This window comes from Caproiciproducens lactatisolvens (assembly GCF_052443335.1).
Lineage (GTDB): Bacteria > Bacillota > Clostridia > Oscillospirales > Acutalibacteraceae > Caproiciproducens.
This window is the reverse complement of the sequence record NZ_CP195750.1, coordinates 1738592-1756668: the sequence shown is the minus strand read 5'-3', so window position 1 is coordinate 1756668 and position 18077 is coordinate 1738592. Positions and strand designations below refer to the sequence as shown.

Here is an 18077-nt window from a genome sequence, read left to right as displayed (position 1 = left end):
GCGATGGCAGGAATTGTAGAAAAAATCAAAGATATGTGGAACCCGCCGGAAGACGAGTACGACTACGATTATGACGGTGTCCAGCAGGAGGATATTTCCTCCCGTCAGAACGAGGAAGCCGAGATCCGCGAACGCGATACCATTAAGCGCGCGCCCGTGCAGAACAGCGGAAATAAGGTCGTCAATATCCATGCGACCGCTCAGCTGCAGGTCGTTCTGTTTAAGCCGGAGCGCTTCGGCGAAGAGACCTGCGCAGTGGCTGACGAGCTTTTGAAAATGCATACGGTGGTTTTAAACCTTGAAAATACAAACAAGGATATTTCCCGCCGCATTATTGATTTTCTGAGCGGCGTCGCTTACGCGAACGGCGGAAAAATCAAGAGGGTCGCCACAAGCACCTTCATTATCACGCCCTATAACGTTGACTTGACGGGTGATGACGTTTTAGATGAGTTGGAAAACAACGGTGTTTATTTTTAATGGAGAAACAGTCGGCCGACGCAATTTTTGAAGCAAAACTTTGCGATGCCGTACGTCTGGCACAAAGCGGAGCGAAGCCCCGCTTTGCGGGCTTTTTAGACGAGCGTCAGGCGCTTGCGGCACAGAAAATCATGAATCGTCTTTCCTTTAAAAACTATATGCTCTGGGGCGGATACGACGGCTCGGAGCGTGTAGTTTTTGGCGCATTTCCGGACTTTGCAGAGCCGGATACCGAATCGTTTCCCATTGCCGCGGTTACCGCAAGCTACCGTGCCTGCGACACGCTTACCCACCGCGACTTTCTCGGCGCCCTCCTTGCAAACGGGCTTCAGCGTGAAACGCTCGGGGATATCCTTGTGGAGGAGGGCCGCTGCGTGATTTTTTCCCGCGGCGAGGTAACCGACTATCTTTTGTCCCAGACGCAGAAAATCGGCAGAGTGGGTGTCCGTCTGGTCAAAGGCGCCGTACTGCCGCTGCCGGTCGGCAGGAGCTTTGAAGATTTTTCCGCGGTTGTCGCTTCCGCGCGGCTGGACTGTATTGTCGCGGCTGCTATCGGTACAAGCAGGGAAAAGTCATCAGAGATGATTCGCGCCGGGCTGGTGATGCTGAACCATGAAGTGAACATTTCGGTGTCGGCGGCTGTCGCACCGGACAGCAAACTCTCCATCAGGGGAAAGGGCCGTTTTGTTCTTGACCGCCTTGGGCCCGTCACAAAAAAAGGCAGATTGAGTATCGCAGGCAGGAAATATATTTAACGGAGGGCTCGAACATGCTATCAATGAACGACATTATTAACGCCAGTTTCAGAAAATCCGGTTTTTCCGGGTACCGTACCGACGATGTGGATCAATTCATCGATCAGGTCAAGGAATCCTATGACGCGCTCCTCAAAAAAGACCTGGAACAAAAAGAAGCGTATGAAAGGCTGAAGGCGGAAAACGAGCAGCTTCTTGAAAAAATTAAAATATTGGCTGCAAAAGTGGAAGACTACCGTTTGGAAGAGGATGAGATCAAGAATGCCCTTGTCAGCGCCCAGAAGCTGGGCGACGCTTCCATCCGCGAATCCCGCCACAAGGCCGAAATTATTGTAAAGGACGCCAACATCAAGGCGGAGCGGATCGTCTCCGGCGCCAAACAGAGCGTGATCGAACAGCAAAAGGAAATGGAACGCCTTCAGCAGACTGTTTCGGATTTCCGTTCCAAGCTGCTGGGCCTTTATAAAGAACATCTTACCTTAATCGATGCTCTGCCGTCGCAGAAGCCAGAAGCAGCGCCCGCGCAGAATGCGGAGGTTTTGGTACCGGAACCGGTTTCTCCGGCCCCCGCGGCTGAGGAAGAGGCTCAGCCTTTGGAGGAACCGGTTCCTTCTGAGACACAGGACCGCCTGTTTAACACCGAGGTTTCCAATTTCGATGACGATGATTTTCCGCCGGAGGGAAAGCCGCAGCATTTCAGTTCCATTCCGTTCAGCGATGAGGATGAGACTGCGGACGGCGAGAATTCTTCCGAAGGCATCTACGACCGTCAATAAGGATGCTCCCTGCCGTTGCGCATGAGCTTTCAATAACTGCAAAAAGGGCGGGCTGTCTGGTTCGCCCTTTTCCAATCATCATACCATACAAAAGGAGAGATTCCGTTGGCAATTATTGCACTATTGCTTGCAGCGGCGGCTGTTGCAATCGACCAGATTCTCAAACTGCTGGTTACGTCCAATTTACAGCCTAACAGCGGTTTTCATGTGATCAATGGCTTTTTAAAAATCTTTTATATTCAGAACCGGGGGGCGGCGTTCGGAATGCTGCAGAACCAGCGCTGGTTTTTCGTTGTGGTGACTCTGACCATTTCCGCCGTCATCATTTACGCCCTGTTCCAATACAAACAGCATAATTTCTTTTCCTATGCGGCCGGTACGCTGATTATTGGCGGCGGAATCGGGAACCTGATTGACCGGATGATGTATGGCTACGTCGTCGATTATATTTCTGTCAGCTTTTTTCCTCCGATTTTTAATTTTGCCGATTGCTGCGTAACGGTCGGAACGGTGTTTTTAATGATTCATATCCTGTTTTTTTCCGATTTAAACAGCAATGTTGAGAAGGTTATCCGTACAAAATAATGCAGAAGATCATTCAAATTGAGATACAGCCGGAAGATTCCGGCATCCGGCTGGACAAGCTTGTCAGTGAAAAGACGGAAAATATGACGCGCTCTGCGGCGGAAAAGCTGATTGAGCGGGGCAATGCGACCCTGAACGGAAAGCCCCTTACGAAAAGCTACCGTGGCACGGCCGGCGACCGCATTGACCTCGTCGTTCCCGAGCCGGAAAAGCTGGATGTCCGGCCGGAAGAAATTCCCCTGGAAATCCTGTATGAGGACGCGGATTTGCTGGTCGTCAATAAGCCGAAGGGGATGGTGGTGCACCCGGCCGCCGGCAACCACACCGGCACGCTGGTCAACGCTCTTCTGGCGCACTGCGGCGATTCGCTTTCCGGAATCAACGGGGTCGTCCGGCCCGGCATCGTTCACCGTATAGACAAGGATACAAGCGGTCTGCTGATTGTGGCGAAAAACGATTTTGCCCATCGGAACCTGGCCGAGCAGATAAAGGCGCACAGCTTTACGCGCCTTTATGAGGCTGTTGTCCACGGCAGCCTGAAGGAGGATGACGGGACGATTGACGCGCCTATCGGCAGGCATCCGCTCCACCGGAAGATGATGGCGGTGACCGAAAAGAACTCCCGCAATGCCGTTACGCATTATCATGTTCTTGCGCGGTACGACGGGTTTACCCATGTGCAGTGCCGGCTGGAAACGGGGCGTACCCATCAGATCCGGGTGCACATGGCGTACATTGGGCATCCGGTTGCGGGGGATGCGGTTTACGGTCCGAAGAAGCCCGTTCCGAATCTGAACGGTCAGTGTCTGCACGCCAAGGTGATTGGATTCCTTCATCCGCGTGACGGCCGATACGTGGAAATCACCAGCGAACTTCCGGCCTACTTCGTTCAGTTTCTGAAAAAGTTAAAGCGGGATTAGCGCTGGATAAGGTGGCTTCAGCATGGACGACGAAACTTTGCATGTGCGGTATCTCATGGTAATTGCGATGGTACTGTCCGCCCTCATTATCGGGTATAACGCGTTTTATGTGCCCGAAGTTTCTCTTTCCGATCTTGTTGTTACAACGGATGTTTCTTCGTCGGCTGACGAAACGTATATCCCCAAAACCGGATCGGAAGCTTCGTCCTCCGCAGTTTCCGCCCTTTCGTCCAAACCGGAGAAAGTTGCGGGCGGAACCCCGGCGGTGAACGGAAAAATCAATATCAATACTGCCACCGCTCAGCAGATGAGCGACGGTCTTGACGGAATCGGCGACGTGATCGCGAAGCGAATTGTGGATTACCGTGAGAAAAACGGTTCTTTTAAAAGCATAGAGGAAATCAGGAAGGTCAGCGGCATCGGCGAAAAGACGTTCGCGGGGCTCAAAGACCACATTACGGTATCATAAAAATTCATAATGAACGAAAACAAGCATCCGCCGGCCCAGCCGGCGGATGTTTCAGCTTATCAATAAAGTCATTCCCTTGTTTTGGCTCCCTCCTTGAGGGAGGCTTTCAACGGACGGCCTATCCGTTCTTTTGTTTGTCGTCCGTTTCTTCCGCCGTGTGGTTTTTCCTGTATAGCCGCGCGGCTTTTTCAATTTCAGGCAATGACTTCTGAACCGTATTGGTACAGCGAACAATCCTGATAAAAGCGCAGATGTTCAGTACGGCCGTAAATGCCATCATGGCGGCGGAAATCGCACCAATCATCATGGTAACCGCCACGACGGCGGGCTTCTTGTTTCTGTTCGGTTTCATATGATTCCCCTCTTTCTCAATCGCCAAAGCAGATGCCGATGTCCCGCGCGGTCTGAATGATCTCGCAGTCTGTTGGGACGCCTTTCAGCTTTCCAGCGACCTCATTCAATGGAACGGGAACGATGCTTCCGTTTTGCAAAGCCACCATATTTCCGTATTTTTTATCGGAGATGAGTTTCGCTGCCGCGGTGCCGAACCGTGTCGCCAGAAGCCTGTCGTAGGGGCAGGGACTTCCGCCGCGCTGAAAATGTCCCGGAACCGTCACGCGGATTTCCTGACCGGTTCTCTCGCTGATTTCCCTTGTAAGACGGTAGGAAATGGAGGGATAGGGCATCCCGGCCCTCGACGCTTTGAACTCTTTTTTATTCATCTTTGCTTCCTGCTGGGAGATCACGCCCTCCGCTACGGCAAGAATGGAAAAGCGCTTTCCGTGTTTGTTGCGCTGTTCCAGCGTTTGGGCGATACTGTCAATGCTGTAAGGGATTTCCGGCAGGAGGATCACGTCCGCCCCGCCCGCAATGCCTGCGTGCAGGGTCAGCCATCCCGCTTTGTGGCCCATGATTTCCACTATGAACACCCTGCCGTGAGAGGTCGCGGTGGTGTGGATGCAGTCCAGCACATTTGTCGCGATTTCCATTGCGCTGCTGAATCCAAACGTCATATCGGTGCCCCAGACATCGTTGTCGATGGTTTTCGGCAGAGTGACAATATTCAGCCCTTCTTCGCTCAGCAGGTTGGCGGTTTTATGGGTTCCGTTTCCGCCTAAAATCACCAGGCAGTCCAGCTTCATCTTTTTATAGTTGTCCTTCATGCATTTAACTTTGTCAACGCTGTTTTCGTCCACCACGCGTATCAGCTTGAAGGGCTGGCGGGAAGTACCCAGAATGGTGCCGCCAAGGGTCAGAATACCCGAAAAATCGTCCGGCTTCATCCGTTTGTAGCTTCCCTCAATCAAGCCGCGGTATCCGTCGTTGATTCCATAGATCTCAATGTTTTCCTTAAATTCAACATAAAGTGCTTTTGCGACACCGCGGATCGCCGCGTTCAGTCCCTGACAGTCCCCGCCGCTTGTTAAAATTCCGATTCTTTTCATACGTTTCCTCTTTCCCTGATTCCTTTATCCTTAAAATTACCTGAGTTCCGCACTGTAAATTGGGCGGAATGGCTTATTGCCGTCCTGTTCCATGTATTGATTTACCGCCGCCTGTGCCAGACGGGAAAATTCAATCTGGCAATTGCAGGGGGCTTTCCCGCGCTTGTCTATATGAGCGTATACCGTGTCGGACTGCATGATCCGGGCGTTGATATTGTCGCTCAGCATCAGGTCCAATATGGCAAACGCCCGCTGCCGCAGGTCTTCTTCTTCAATCGGAAATATAAGCTCCACACGCCGGTCGAGGTTGCGCTGCATCCAGTCCGCGCTTCCCATATAGATTTTTGGGTTGCCCGCGTTTTCAAAGCGGAAAATGCGGCTGTGCTCCAAAAGCTGGCCGACGATGCTGTAGACCGTAATATTTTCGCTGATTCCCGGCAGCCCGGGAATCAGGCAGCAGATGCCGCGCACTACCAACCGTACCGGAACTTTTGCCTGGGAGGCTTTGTATAGCAGCTCGATAATATCGGGGTCGACAAGGGAATTCACTTTTGCCGTGATCCCGCAGGGCAGGCCCTGACGGGAGTTCTCAATTTCTTTTTCGATCATCCGCCGGAAAAAGCTTCTCATTCCGTGCGGCGCAACCACGAACCGGTTGTATTCCGGCGGGCGGGAGTACCCGGTCAGCACGTTAAACAGGGAAGAAGCGTCCGTTCCGTAAGGTTCCTTGCAGGTAAAGACACCGATATCGGTATAAATTTTCGCGGTCGAATCGTTATAGTTTCCCGTTCCCATATGAAGGTACCGGCGAATGCCGTCCTCATCGCGGCGGACGACCAGCAAAATTTTGCAGTGGGTCTTTAGTCCGGCCAGACCGTAGATGACATGGCACCCGGCTTCCTCCAGCTTTTTTGCCCAGAGAATGTTATTTTCTTCGTCAAACCGCGCTTTCAGTTCCACCAGTACGGTGACCTGTTTTCCATTTTCCGCCGCGGTAATCAGTGCCGCCACAATCGGGGAATGCCCGCTGACGCGGTAAAGGGTTTGTTTGATTGCCAGCACGTTTTCGTCCTCCGCCGCCCTGCGGACGAAATCGACCACGATGTCAAAGCTTTCATATGGATGGTGAACCATCCTGTCCTTTTCGCGGATGGCCTCGAAAATATCGTCGTAGCCCCAGAAATCGGCGGGGGGATAGACCGGCTCGATCGGTTGAAAGCACAGGGTTTTAAATTCCGGGATGGAAGCGAATTTTGAGAAAAAGGTCAGATCCAGCGGGCCGGGCAGCTCATATATTTCATCCTCGCTGACGTCGAGCATGTCGATCAGGAATTCCCGCGTCTCAGCATCGCATTTCTGTATCAGTTCCAGACGCACGGGCTTGCCGCGCTTGCGCTTTTTAATGGATTTCTGTATTTCGATCAGCAGGTCCTCTGACTCCTCGTCAATGTCCAGATCCGAATTGCGGGTCATGCGGAACGGGCAGGCGGACTGAATATCGCTGAGCTCGAACAGCTCTTCCAGCTTATACATGATGACATTTTCCAGAAGAACATAGGTTTTGCCGTGGTCGGAGGGGACTTCCAGAAACCGGGACAGAATCGCCGGCACCTGTACGACGGCGAAATAGGAATCCTCTTCACCCTTGAGCCGCACCGCAATATTCAGGCTTTTATTTGCGAGCAGCGGGAACGGGCGGCTTGTGTCCACCGCGAGCGGCGTCAGCACGGGGAAGAGCACTTTATCAAAATAATCGGAAATAAAATGCAGCTGATCGGGGCTCATTTCCTCAGGAGGGATAAAGCTGATATCGCTTTTTCTCATTGCCGGCAGAATAGAGCGGTACAAACAAGAATACTGCTTTTCCGTAAAGGCATGGATTTTTTTGGACAGCAGAGGAAGGAGCTGTTTTGGCGTCAGGCCGGAGGGGTCCTCACCCCGATAATCCGAATTCACCTGTTCCTTCACGCCGGCTACGCGCACCATAAAGAATTCATCCAGATTGGAAGCGGTAATCGCCAGAAAACGGATCCGCTCCATAATCGGATTTTCCCGTTCAAAAGCCTCTTCCAGCACCCGGGCGTTAAAATCCATCCAGCTTAGTTCACGGTTGATATAGGGGATTTTTATTTTTTCAATGATATCGTTCATGATCAACACACAGCCTTTTATATAAGAGATGATTTGATGGTGAGCACCGGATTGTATCCGAAAACCTCTTTAAAGAAAGGGGCGCACTGGTCAAACGCCCATTTTTCCAAATAGACGTTATCGTTGCTTTCCGCTGTGATCAGTAACTTGTCGTTTTCCAGCTTGACCTTAATATCCTTCAGCTTCTGCTTCTGCGATTTATCCAGGGCATTGGCAAGCCGGAAAATCGCCACCAGCTTGGAAACGATCAGCCTGTTCTTGTCGCTGGTACGGATAAATTCAACGTCGTCGTAATTCGGCACGTCGTATTCGTTGTACCGGGAGACATACGCTGTAATCAGCATTTCGTCGTCGGTCATTCCGTAAACGTCAATATCTTTAATCAGGTCGAACGCGCTCAAAAGGTGCTGCTTGGCCGTCACATAGTGCCCGCTGTCGTGCAAGATGGCAGCCAGCTCCAGAAGAAGCCTTTTCCTGTGGTCAAGGCCGTGGGCGCCCTTCATTTTGTCAAAAATGCGGCAGGCAAATTTTCGGATATTATCGGAGTGCTTTTGATTGCAGTTGTAGGTTTTTGCGATTTCCTGCGCGCAGGAGATGGCATTTGCGCGGACATGTTCAAAATATTCATCCCCGCTCTTCGGGATGAGCATCAGCCGCATCAGTGCGTCCCAAAGCTCCACCTTAGGAGAGATGATATGATCGGAAGTGGTAAAGTCGATCAGAGAGATGTAAATGGCCAGGGCGGAATACAGCAGCTCCGCGGTTTCCTCGTTAATGCCGTACTCGATCCCGATCTTTTCCTGGGACATGGAGCGTACCCGCTTAAACAGGTCGGTGAGCATTGCCGTAGGAATGGTATAACAGTCGTCCACCGGCTCCACACCGCAGATTTTTGCAATCAGCTGAATCTCGTTGCCGGTCAGGATCAGATTCGACACGATCCCCTTCTTAAACGGAATATTGATATGTCCGATAATCGAATGAAGATATTCTTCTACAACGGTATAAAAGTCTTCCGTCAGTTCCTGGATATTTCCCAGCATATCATGCAGTTTTAGCGCGCCCATCGGGATGTTCTGAGAGAAAACCATATGCTTGCCGTTATAAACGGAAAATCCGATCGTTCCCGCACCAATGTAAGAGATCAGCGCGTTTTCACTCTTCTTATTTTCGATTCTGTTCAGAAAATTTAATATTTCGGAATAAATCAGCGTTTTTTCCTGGTCGTCTTCCAGGACCTGAACCGTAATATCATTTTGGATTTTCAGCTGGTCTACAACGTAGGACCTGTTTTTGGCATCCCGGAATGCGGTGGTGGCCACGACTTTGCACTGGTCAACTCCGTATTCGTTCATGATGGAAGAGTAGCCGTGCAGGACGCGGGAAAGCTCTCGCAGGCTTTCAAACCGGATTTTCCCTTCCGTAAAGACCTCGTGCCCGAGGCTCAGGGGATACTCCAGGATATCCAGATCAACGATTTCGCCTTTTTTCAACTGGGATATTCTCATTTTCAGCATATTCGAACCAATGTCGATTACTGCTGCTACCTTTGCTGTCTTATTAGTTCTTTTTCTGTTCAAAACGCGACACCACCAATGTTTCGTTTTTATAAGTCGATTATAACAAATGTCGGCCTGTTCATCAACTTTTTAAGCCCCTTCTGAAAACTTTATTATTTTATTGAAATCCGGGAGGATTTATGTATAACAAATAGGAGCTTTTGCTGAAAACGCAATTCGGCTACCTCCTTTTGCAGACTATTTCCGGTTGACAATCCGGAGAATCTGGGATAAAATGAATACTAATCTGATAGGAATTGATAAGATTAAATCAGTATGATGTCAGATGTGAGAAAAAATTAAATTGATGGGGACAGATATGGATTTATTAGAGATCAAGTATGAGAACCTGAAAGAATATTTAAGAAGCCTGAAAAGCGTCGCCGCCGCTTTTTCCGGCGGGGTTGATTCCACTTTTCTTCTGAAAGTGGCCCATGACGTTTTAGGCGATAAGGCAATTGCCGTTACGGCGCGTTCCCTCAGTTTCCCCAAAAGGGAACTGGACGAAGCAACCGCGTTTGCGTTTAACAATTCCATCGAACATATCATTGTGGACTCCGAAGAACTGAATATCGACGGTTTTTCCAAGAATCCGACCAACCGATGCTACTTATGTAAATCCGAGCTTTTTTCCAAAATTAAGGCAATCGCACAGACAAAAGGAATTGAAAATGTTATCGAAGGTTCCAACTCGGACGATAACGGGGATTACCGCCCGGGCCTGACGGCTGTTGCGGAACTGGGGATTAAAAGCCCTCTGAGGGAGGCCGGCCTTACGAAGGCGGAAATCCGCCGGCTTTCCAAAAGGCTCGGACTTCCCACATGGAACAAGCAGTCCTTTGCCTGTTTGTCCTCCCGCTTTCCGTACGGGGAGGACATTACGCCGGACAGGCTGCGCATGATCGATCAGGCTGAACAGTATCTGCTTGATTTGGGCTTCCATCAGGTGCGCGTCCGTTTCCACGGGAATCTGGCCCGTATCGAGACGGATGAAAACGGATTCACCGCGATGCTGGATAGAAATACGCGCGATAAAATTGATTCCAGATTCAAAGAGATCGGGTTTATCTATATTGCCTTGGATATCAAAGGGTACCGTACCGGAAGCATGAATGAGACCTTGAATCAATAAAATAAGGCCATTCCTCGATTTTCATAACAGAAGCCTCGGACCGTTTCTTTGCGATGGTCCGGGGCTTTTCTTATCCCTATACGATTTCTATTTCATCAGCATGTCGTAAACGACTTTGGAAAACAGAAGTACCAGTACGAAGACCATAACGGGCCGGATGAACCGGGCCCCTTTTTTAATTGCCAGTCCGGAACCGATCCAGTGTCCGGCGATGGAACAAACCGCCGCGGGAACGGCAACGGAGTACTGAATCGTACCCGCCGCAACAAACGTAACAAGCGCGGCTGCGTTGGAGGCCAGATTTACGACTTTGGTATTGCCGCAGGCCGTTTTGTAGTCGAACCCGAGCAAAGCAGTAAAAGCAATAATCAGAAAAGTGCCGGTGCCCGGCCCGAAAAAGCCGTCGTACATGCCGAGAGCCAGCCCGATCCCCGCGGAAAGGACCGTGGCGCGCCGTGCGGGGATCTTTTCAAAAGTGCTGATATCCGAACTGTCCTTTTTTCGTGAAAGTAAGATGACGGCGGCGGCAAAGGGGAGAAGCACCAGCATGGCGAGACGAAGGAAACGGTCGTCCAGAAAGAGCGCCAGCCGCGCGCCGGCGTAGCTTCCGGCCAGGGCAAATCCGGCCGAGACGAGAGCGACGCGCAGATAGAAGCTGCCGCTTTTTAAAAACCTTCCGGTAGAGAACATCGTGCCGATACAGGAGGAAAATTTGTTGGAGCCAATGGCAAAGTGAGACGTCATGCCCGTCAGGTAGTATGCGGGAAGGGAGATCAGTCCGCCCCCGCCCGCGACTGCGTCCACAAAGCTTGCCAGAAACACCAGAGGGCAGGCGATAAGGATTTGCTGATAAACTGTCATGCTTGATTCCCCCGTAAATTGTGATTGGGTACAGACGGGCAGCAGCCGGGCGGGGGCGCTACCCCAGCCAGCAGATGGCCTGTTCTGAAACAGTAAAGCCCAGCTTTTTCTGCAGCCTCAGGGAAGCCGTATTTCCGGCAATGACCTGGGCGAACGGAACGCGGCCTTCCGCCAGAAAACGGTTGACGAGGAAGGTTTCCAGTACGACGGCAACGCCCTGGCGGCGGTATTCAGGCAGCACCTCCAGCAGGCCCATGGAGCCCTCCGCGTGAATGCCGATAAATCCTGCCGGCGCGCCGCTGAGAAACGCTCCGAATAGGGAGCCGGATTCCAGAAGTTCCTGCACCGATACGATGCCGGCGAGGGAATAATGTTTAAACAGAAACGGCAGATAGGATTCGTCCAGCGGGCGGATCACCGCCGCGGACTCCGGTACGGGCAGAGGGTCTCTTTTGAAATACGCCGCCTGATGGCAGGCTGTTTTCCTGCGGAACCGGAATTGTTTCTGAACCGTATCGATACAGAAATTCTGATGCGTGACGATCACTTCGGGCTGTCTGACGGACGAAAGCATTTTTTCCGCTGTCTGCCCGTCCTGTGCGCTGATCATATAGACGCCGCAGCTTTCATTATAAAGCAGGACGCCCCGGTTGGACGCCTGTAATATTTCGGTGTCGTTTTGTTTCAGAATCTCCAGCATATCAATATGTAAAAGCATATCCTTTGATAAATACGATACGGCTTGTTTCGCGCTCATTGAATTTCCGCGTCCTTTCCTTAAACTGATGCGATGTATTTTTAACCTTGTCCATGAAAAAGAGCACCCGCAAATGCGGATGCTCTTTCTTGGCGGAGAGGATGCGACTCGAACGCACAATGCCTTGCGGCACACCACATTTCCAATGTGGCTCCTTACCATTAGAATACCTCTCCAAATGGCAATTAAGTTGCTCTCACATCAGGCAACTCTGATATTATATCGAATGTTCCGTGAAAAATCAACCCCTAATTTAGAGATATTTGAAGTTTTACGGAAATTCCTGTGTTTTTGGTATTGCACAGCGTAGCTTCGTGTTATAATATAAGAATAATTCATAAGTTGCTAATATTTAGGAGGTATCAGCTTGAAAAGGACTGAAATAGCCGAATTATATTCCAAAGCGGCGGAACTCGGCGGTAAAACCGTCACGGTTTGCGGCTGGGTACGCACGATCCGGGATTCCAAAGCCCTTGGCTTTATTGAACTGAATGACGGGAGCTGCTTTAAAGGAGTTCAGATTGTATTTGAATCCGATAAAATTTCTAATTTCACAGAGGTCGCAAAGCTGAATGTGGGTTCGGCTCTTACGGTGTCGGGCAAACTGCTTTTGACGCCCGAAGCGAAGCAGCCTTTTGAAATCCATGCCGCGCAGGTGGAGGTGGATGGCCAGTCCACGCCGGATTATCCCCTTCAGAAAAAGCGCCATTCTCTGGAGTATCTGCGTACGATCGCCCATCTGCGTCCGCGCACCAATACGTTCAGCGCGGCGTTCCGCATCCGTTCCGCCGCGGCGTATGCGATTCATAAATTCTTCAATGAAAATGACTTTGTCTATGTCCATACTCCGCTGATTACCGGCAGCGACTGTGAGGGAGCGGGGGAGATGTTCACCGTGACCACGCTGGACGCGGACAACCCTCCCCGGACGGAAAGCGGCGCTGTGGATTATTCACAGGACTTTTTCCAGAAGCATACTTCGCTGACGGTTTCGGGACAGCTTGAGGCCGAGTGCATGGCCATGGCTTTTGGAAAGGTATACACCTTCGGACCTACCTTCCGTGCGGAAAAATCCTATACCCAGCGCCACGCAGCGGAATTCTGGATGATAGAGCCGGAAATCGCGTTCGCCGACCTGCAGGACGACATGGAGCTGGCGGAATCTATGATTCAATTCGTCATCCGGTATGTCATGGAGACCTGCCCGGACGATATCGCGTTTTTCAACCAGTTTGTCGACAAGGGCCTTGTGGACCGGCTGCGGAATGTCGTCGATTCCGATTTTGCCCGAGTGACCTATACCGAGGCGGTTGAGATTCTGAAGAAAAACAACGACCGGTTTGAGTATAAAGTGGAGTGGGGAACCGACCTTCAGACCGAGCACGAGAAATATCTGACGGAAAAGGTCTACGGAAAGCCGGTTTTTGTGACCGATTATCCAAAGGAAATCAAAGCGTTCTATATGCGCCTGAACGACGACGGCAAAACGGTGGCGGCGGTGGACCTGCTGGTGCCGGGAATTGGCGAGATTATCGGTGGCAGCCAGCGCGAGGAGCGCATGGACGTTTTGCAGCAGCGCATGAAGGAGTTCCATCTGGATGAGGAAAATTACTGGTGGTACCTCGACCTGAGGCGCTACGGCGGTACAAAGCACGCCGGCTACGGCCTTGGCTTTGAGCGTCTTGTCATGTATCTGACAGGAATCGCCAATATTCGCGACGTGCTGCCTTTCCCGCGCACGACCGGCACGGCGGAATTTTAATGGGGATTTGATTCAAAAACAGAAAGGATGTGTCTTTTATGGCAATGTGGAAAGAAAGCTTAAAAATCGGCGTGCCTCTGATTGACGGGGAGCACAAGGAGCTTTGCGACCGGATTGACCAGCTTTTTGCCGCCTGCAATCAGGGCAAGGGCAAGGAAGAAATTTTCAAAACGCTGGAGTTTCTGGAGGGCTATACCATCAAGCATTTTTCGGACGAAGAAAAGCTGCAGAGAAGCAGCGCCTATCCAAAGTACAAAGAGCATAAGGAGTTGCATGAGTATTTTAAGAAACAGATTGCCGATCTGAAAAACGATCTTTCAAAAGAAGGTGCTTCCATCGCGCTGGTATCCAAAACCAATTATTTTCTGATGAACTGGCTTCTGAATCATATCCAGAAAGTGGACAGTGAGCTTGCACAGTATTTGAAGTAATTTCCACCGAAAACCTTTTGGGCAGCTTCCTAAATGTAATACATAGAAATGGGTTCTTAGGATTCTAATTTCATGAAAATTGATGAAAATGCAGGAATTTTATTTTTAACTTGCATTTTATCACGGCATATATTAGAATAATAGGAGTTTACATATGTATTTTGCATATTATGATAGGGAGATGCTCATGTTGCAATTTTTATCCATGTCAGATTCCGAGCTGTCGAAAGTGAAAGCAGACTTGCAGAGCCGCTACGACCAGTTTAAAGCCCAGGGCCTTAAACTGAATATGGCGCGCGGAAAACCGGCGACGGATCAGTTGAATCTTTCCATGAAAATGCTGGATACTCTGAATTCAGGTTCGGATATGCATTCTTCAACCGGAGACGACTGCCGCAATTATGGTCTGCCGGACGGCCTGCCGGAACTGAGAGAGCTGTTTGCGGAAATGATGGGCGTGGATGACCACAATATCATCGTCGGCGGAAACTCCAGTTTGAACATGATGTTTGACGCGGTGTCCTGTGCCATGACGCATGGCTTTGCAGGCTGTGAGCCGTGGGGCAGACAGGGTACTGTTAAATTTCTGTGCCCTTCGCCCGGCTATGACAGGCACTTTGCCATCACCGAATATTTCGGCTTTGAACTGATTACCGTACCGATGCTTGCCACCGGCCCGGACATGGACGTCGTGGAGAAGCTGATCGCGGACGACGCGGCGGTTAAGGGAATCTGGTGCGTGCCGAAATATTCCAACCCCACGGGCATTACCTATTCCGATGAAACGGTCCGGCGGTTTGCGGCCCTGAAGCCGGCGGCAAAGGATTTCAAAATCTTCTGGGATAACGCCTACTGTGTCCATGACCTGACGGATACCCCGGACACTCTGCTGAACCTTTGGCACGAATGCCGGAAACATAATAATATCGATTTGCCCATCTTCTTTGCTTCCACCAGCAAGATCACCTTTCCGGGCGCGGGTATCGCGGCTATGGGGGCAAGCGAAAGCAACCTCGCCGTCCTGAGGGAGCATTATTCCTTCCAGACGATCGGGCCGGATAAGCTGAATCAGCTCCGCCACATTTATTTCCTCAAGGATATGGACGGAGTGATGAAGCACATGGCGAAGCACCGCGCTCTGCTGGAACCGAAATTCCGAACGGTGACCAACAGCCTGGCTTCGGAGCTGGGGGGCAAGGGGGTTGCCGAATGGACCAACCCGAACGGCGGTTATTTTGTCAGCGTGGACGTTCTGGACGGCTGCGCAAAGCGTGTGGTTTCGCTCTGCAGGGAAGCCGGGGTCACCCTTACCGGCGCGGGCGCAACGTATCCGTACGGCAAGGACCCGAACGACAGGAACATCCGGGTTGCACCGACTTACCCGCCCGTAGCGGAGCTGGAACAGGCGATGGAACTGTTCTGTATCTGTGTTCAGCTTGCGGCGGCGGAAAAGCTGTTGAGCAAATAGGGAAGGGGAGCGCTGCTCCCTTTCTTTTTTTGACCGTATCCGTTAATAATCTTACCAAATCGATTGACTTTTTGGGGCAATAACAATATAATAAACTTTGTTACGTCTGCGAGGATTCACAGAATACCAAAATTGGAGGATTTACGAATGAAGCGAGTAGCAAAACCAGTTTTTTTCATCGTCGCCCTCCTCATACTGTTTTTAACTTATACTGCTACCTTTGGCATTAAGGGACAAAACGGGGATAATTCGAACACCTACATAAAGGGTGTAAGCGACATTAGATGGGGAATTGACATCAACGGCGGCGTCGAGGCTACGTTCAGCCCCGCAACTTCGACCAAGGCAACCAAGGAGCAAATTGATTCCGCCAAAGCAATTATCGAGCTTCGAATGGCTGACAAGCACATCACCGATTATGAGCTGTATACGGACTACGATCATGACCGGATTATTGTCCGCTTCCCGTGGAAGAACGGCGAAACCAGTTTCGACCCGGAAAGCGCAATTCAGGAGCTTTCCGCAACGGCGATGCTTACCTTCCGTGAGGGCGGTGAGTACACGACGACGGAAACCGGTTCCGATGGACAACCCGTCTATAAAACCCCGAAGGGAACCACCGCGGAGAAAATTATTCTTCAGGGAAATGAAATCAGCAGCGCCAAGGCCGAAATGTATTCGGACCAAACGTCCGGCGGGCAAAAATATCAGGTGGCTCTTACGCTGAGCGACAGTGGGACCGAAAAATTCGCGGAGGCGACCGGGCGCCTGCAGGGCCAGGTCATTTCCATCTGGATGGACGATGTGATGATTTCCAGTCCGACGGTCAACGCGGTCATCACCGACGGAAAATGCTCCATCGAGGGCAATTTTACCGCCGCGGAAGCATCCGATTTGGCAAACAAGATTTCTGCCGGTGCGCTTCCCTTTAAGCTTACCACTACAAACTTCAGCACGATCAGCCCTCTGCTGGGGGCTTCTTCCCTGCACGCCATGCTGATTGCCGGCTGCATTGCATTCGCTATCATTTGTATCTTTATGCTTTTCGTTTTCAGACTTCCCGGCTTTGTCGCGATTATTGCGCTGCTTGGCCAGATCGCGCTTTCTTTTGCGGCTGTTTCCGGTTACTTCCCGTTTGTAAACAGCTTCACCATGACCCTGCCCGGTATTGCCGGTATTATCCTTTCCATCGGCATGGGCGTGGACGCAAATATTATTACCGCATCCAGAATCAAAGAGGAGCTGTGGGCGGGCAAAACGCTTGACGGCGCTATCCAGAAGGGTGACGACAACAGCTTCTGGGCGATTTTCGACGGCAATATCACCGTTATTATCGTTGCTCTGATCCTGATGGGCGTTTTCGGACCGACGAACATTCTTTCCATGATCTTTGGCCCGTCGACCACCGGTTCCATTTATTCCTTCGGTTATACTCTGCTCATTGGTATTGTCGGCAACTTCGTGTTCGGCGTAACGGCGACCCGCCTGATGACAAAGTCCCTTTCCGGGTTTAAGTTCGCACGCAGCAAATGGTTATATGGAGGTGCCGCAAAATGAAAACCTTTCACATCAAATTTTTTGAAAACAGGAAAATCTTTTTCGGTATTTCCATTGGAATCATGGCGATTGGTCTGATTTTCAATATCATTTTCGGCACCCAGCTCGACATTCAGTTTACCGGCGGCGCGGTTATCAAATATTCCTACACCGGAAAGATTGTACAGGAGGATGTAGAGAAGATTGTTCAGGATGCCACGCAGAAGGACGTTACCGTCCGTATCCTTGAAGATGTAAAATCCGCCGACGGCTCTGAAGCAAAAAACAACGTTTCCATTTCCTTTGCGGGAACGGATTCCATTTCCATTGACAGCCAGCAGGCAATTGCCAAAGCGCTTGCGGCAAAATACCCGAACGCGGGCTTCCAGGTTGTCGAATCAAGCTCTATCAACCCTTCCATGGGGCGCAGCTTCTTTGCGAAATGTATCGCCGCGGTTGCGATTGCCTCCCTGCTGCTGATTTTTTATGTCGCACTCAGATTTAAGAAAATTGGCGGTATGTCTGCCGGCGTTATGGCGATTATCGCCCTTCTGCACGATATCGCGATGGTTTACTTTACCTTTATTATCTTCAGAATGCCGCTCAACGACAGCTTTATTGCGGTTGTTCTGACCATTTTGGGATATTCTCTGAACGATACCATTATCATTTACGACCGTATCAGAGAAAACCGCAGGCTGCTTGGACCGAAGACTCCGTATTCGGTTCTGGTCAATACCAGCATCAACCAGACCTTTACCCGTTCCCTCTATACCGCCGGATGCACCTTTTCTTCCATTGCGACGGTGTATATTATCGGCGCTGTTTACGGCCTGAGCAGTGTAACGACGTTCGCCCTGCCGATGATGGTAGGTATTGTCACCGGCTGCTATTCCTCCGTCTGCGTTGCCGGCCCGATGTATGTCATGTGGCAGAACCACAAGGCTGCAAAAAAGGTGCAGGCAAAAGCTTAAAGCTTTTGCGCGGGTG

18 protein-coding genes and 1 tRNA gene are annotated in these 18077 nt (G+C 50.9%); 12 read left to right on the top strand and 7 right to left on the bottom strand.

The genetic code is table 11. From position 1 onward, the window contains the following. Positions 1–3: 3 nt before the first annotated feature. The 6 genes from ACRQV7_RS08670 (at position 4) to ACRQV7_RS08645 (ending at position 3985) form a co-directional block, all read left to right on the top strand. Entirely contained in the window at positions 4–480 is a 477-nt protein-coding gene (locus tag ACRQV7_RS08670; RefSeq protein ID WP_444657833.1) for a cell division protein SepF, read from the top strand. Further along, positions 480–1235, top strand: coding sequence for a YlmH/Sll1252 family protein (locus tag ACRQV7_RS08665; RefSeq protein ID WP_444657832.1), 756 nt, complete (start codon positions 480–482; stop codon positions 1233–1235). Before ACRQV7_RS08670 ends, ACRQV7_RS08665 begins: the two co-directional genes overlap by 1 nt. A gap of 14 nt (positions 1236–1249) precedes the next feature. Further along, complete coding sequence (locus ACRQV7_RS08660) at positions 1250–2011, top strand: DivIVA domain-containing protein (protein ID WP_275717184.1); 762 nt, start codon at positions 1250–1252, stop codon at positions 2009–2011. 105 nt (positions 2012–2116) lie between these two features. Then, the gene (lspA, locus tag ACRQV7_RS08655; protein WP_444657831.1) at positions 2117–2596 is read left to right on the top strand and encodes a signal peptidase II; all 480 of its coding nucleotides are present in this window, start codon (positions 2117–2119) and stop codon (positions 2594–2596) included. Continuing rightward, the gene (locus tag ACRQV7_RS08650) at positions 2596–3516 is read left to right on the top strand and encodes an RluA family pseudouridine synthase (protein WP_444657830.1); all 921 of its coding nucleotides are present in this window, start codon (positions 2596–2598) and stop codon (positions 3514–3516) included. Before lspA ends, ACRQV7_RS08650 begins: the two co-directional genes overlap by 1 nt. Before the next feature lie 22 nt (positions 3517–3538). Then, complete coding sequence (locus ACRQV7_RS08645) at positions 3539–3985, top strand: ComEA family DNA-binding protein (protein WP_275717190.1); 447 nt, start codon at positions 3539–3541, stop codon at positions 3983–3985. Positions 3986–4103: 118 nt separating this feature from the next. Here the strand turns inward: ACRQV7_RS08645 and ACRQV7_RS08640 are convergent, their stop codons facing one another. The 4 genes from ACRQV7_RS08640 to ACRQV7_RS08625 are packed head-to-tail and all read right to left on the bottom strand — an operon-like array spanning position 4104 to position 9074. After that, positions 4104–4337, bottom strand: coding sequence for a hypothetical protein (locus ACRQV7_RS08640; protein ID WP_275717192.1), 234 nt, complete (start codon positions 4335–4337; stop codon positions 4104–4106). Positions 4338–4353: 16 nt separating this feature from the next. Then, the gene (locus tag ACRQV7_RS08635) at positions 4354–5430 is read right to left on the bottom strand and encodes a 6-phosphofructokinase (RefSeq protein ID WP_275717194.1); all 1077 of its coding nucleotides are present in this window, start codon (positions 5428–5430) and stop codon (positions 4354–4356) included. Between the two features lie 36 nt (positions 5431–5466). After that, on the bottom strand, positions 5467–7581 hold the full coding sequence (locus ACRQV7_RS08630; protein ID WP_444657829.1) for an RNA degradosome polyphosphate kinase: 2115 nt from the start codon (positions 7579–7581) through the stop codon (positions 5467–5469). 17 nt (positions 7582–7598) lie between these two features. Continuing rightward, positions 7599–9074: a Ppx/GppA phosphatase family protein gene (locus ACRQV7_RS08625; protein ID WP_275717198.1), complete on the bottom strand. Its 1476-nt coding sequence runs from the start codon at positions 9072–9074 to the stop codon at positions 7599–7601. A 385-nt stretch (positions 9075–9459) separates the two neighbouring features. Here ACRQV7_RS08625 and larE point away from each other — a divergent pair, with 385 nt between their 5' ends. Continuing rightward, positions 9460–10272 (top strand): ATP-dependent sacrificial sulfur transferase LarE, encoded by an 813-nt coding sequence (gene larE / locus ACRQV7_RS08620; protein WP_444657828.1) that lies wholly within the window; start codon positions 9460–9462, stop codon positions 10270–10272. Positions 10273–10359: 87 nt separating this feature from the next. On the opposite strand, the gene ACRQV7_RS08615 is transcribed toward larE, so the two are convergent. The 3 genes from ACRQV7_RS08615 to ACRQV7_RS08605 form a co-directional block, all read right to left on the bottom strand. Beyond that, the gene (locus ACRQV7_RS08615; RefSeq protein WP_444657827.1) at positions 10360–11133 is read right to left on the bottom strand and encodes a sulfite exporter TauE/SafE family protein; all 774 of its coding nucleotides are present in this window, start codon (positions 11131–11133) and stop codon (positions 10360–10362) included. A 58-nt stretch (positions 11134–11191) separates the two neighbouring features. After that, positions 11192–11890, bottom strand: coding sequence for a GNAT family N-acetyltransferase (locus tag ACRQV7_RS08610; protein ID WP_444657826.1), 699 nt, complete (start codon positions 11888–11890; stop codon positions 11192–11194). A gap of 90 nt (positions 11891–11980) precedes the next feature. Continuing rightward, positions 11981–12066: transfer RNA gene (locus ACRQV7_RS08605), tRNA-Ser, on the bottom strand. 191 nt (positions 12067–12257) lie between these two features. Here ACRQV7_RS08605 and asnS point away from each other — a divergent pair. The 5 genes from asnS (at position 12258) to secF (ending at position 18061) form a co-directional block, all read left to right on the top strand. Continuing rightward, positions 12258–13652 carry an asparagine--tRNA ligase gene (asnS, locus tag ACRQV7_RS08600; protein ID WP_444657825.1) on the top strand — a complete coding sequence of 465 codons (1395 nt, stop codon included), beginning with the start codon at positions 12258–12260 and terminating at the stop codon, positions 13650–13652. A gap of 38 nt (positions 13653–13690) precedes the next feature. Then, positions 13691–14083, top strand: a complete 393-nt coding sequence (locus ACRQV7_RS08595; protein WP_275717208.1) for a bacteriohemerythrin — start codon at positions 13691–13693, stop codon at positions 14081–14083. 187 nt (positions 14084–14270) lie between these two features. Further along, positions 14271–15551, top strand: a complete 1281-nt coding sequence (locus ACRQV7_RS08590; RefSeq protein WP_444657824.1) for an aminotransferase class I/II-fold pyridoxal phosphate-dependent enzyme — start codon at positions 14271–14273, stop codon at positions 15549–15551. Between the two features lie 147 nt (positions 15552–15698). Continuing rightward, on the top strand, positions 15699–17108 hold the full coding sequence (locus ACRQV7_RS08585) for a preprotein translocase subunit SecD (protein ID WP_444657823.1): 1410 nt from the start codon (positions 15699–15701) through the stop codon (positions 17106–17108). Continuing rightward, positions 17105–18061 carry a protein translocase subunit SecF gene (gene secF, locus ACRQV7_RS08580; RefSeq protein ID WP_444657822.1) on the top strand — a complete coding sequence of 319 codons (957 nt, stop codon included), beginning with the start codon at positions 17105–17107 and terminating at the stop codon, positions 18059–18061. The genes ACRQV7_RS08585 and secF overlap by 4 nt, the downstream gene beginning before the upstream one ends. Positions 18062–18077: the final 16 nt, after the last annotated feature.

What these genes read in the sequence shown, in the direction of transcription:
- ACRQV7_RS08670 (WP_444657833.1), top strand. Translation starts at nt 4, where the DNA reads ATGGCAGGAATTGTAGAAAAAATCAAAGATATGTGGAACCCGCCGGAA.
- ACRQV7_RS08665 (WP_444657832.1), top strand. Translation starts at nt 480, where the DNA reads ATGGAGAAACAGTCGGCCGACGCAATTTTTGAAGCAAAACTTTGCGAT.
- ACRQV7_RS08660 (WP_275717184.1), top strand. Translation starts at nt 1,250, where the DNA reads ATGCTATCAATGAACGACATTATTAACGCCAGTTTCAGAAAATCCGGT.
- ACRQV7_RS08650 (WP_444657830.1), top strand. Translation starts at nt 2,596, where the DNA reads ATGCAGAAGATCATTCAAATTGAGATACAGCCGGAAGATTCCGGCATC.
- ACRQV7_RS08645 (WP_275717190.1), top strand. Translation starts at nt 3,539, where the DNA reads ATGGACGACGAAACTTTGCATGTGCGGTATCTCATGGTAATTGCGATG.
- ACRQV7_RS08640 (WP_275717192.1), bottom strand. Translation starts at nt 4,337, where the DNA reads ATGAAACCGAACAGAAACAAGAAGCCCGCCGTCGTGGCGGTTACCATG.
- ACRQV7_RS08635 (WP_275717194.1), bottom strand. Translation starts at nt 5,430, where the DNA reads ATGAAAAGAATCGGAATTTTAACAAGCGGCGGGGACTGTCAGGGACTG.
- ACRQV7_RS08630 (WP_444657829.1), bottom strand. Translation starts at nt 7,581, where the DNA reads ATGAACGATATCATTGAAAAAATAAAAATCCCCTATATCAACCGTGAA.
- larE (WP_444657828.1), top strand. Translation starts at nt 9,460, where the DNA reads ATGGATTTATTAGAGATCAAGTATGAGAACCTGAAAGAATATTTAAGA.
- ACRQV7_RS08615 (WP_444657827.1), bottom strand. Translation starts at nt 11,133, where the DNA reads ATGACAGTTTATCAGCAAATCCTTATCGCCTGCCCTCTGGTGTTTCTG.
- ACRQV7_RS08610 (WP_444657826.1), bottom strand. Translation starts at nt 11,890, where the DNA reads ATGAGCGCGAAACAAGCCGTATCGTATTTATCAAAGGATATGCTTTTA.
- ACRQV7_RS08595 (WP_275717208.1), top strand. Translation starts at nt 13,691, where the DNA reads ATGGCAATGTGGAAAGAAAGCTTAAAAATCGGCGTGCCTCTGATTGAC.
- ACRQV7_RS08590 (WP_444657824.1), top strand. Translation starts at nt 14,271, where the DNA reads ATGTTGCAATTTTTATCCATGTCAGATTCCGAGCTGTCGAAAGTGAAA.
- ACRQV7_RS08585 (WP_444657823.1), top strand. Translation starts at nt 15,699, where the DNA reads ATGAAGCGAGTAGCAAAACCAGTTTTTTTCATCGTCGCCCTCCTCATA.
- secF (WP_444657822.1), top strand. Translation starts at nt 17,105, where the DNA reads ATGAAAACCTTTCACATCAAATTTTTTGAAAACAGGAAAATCTTTTTC.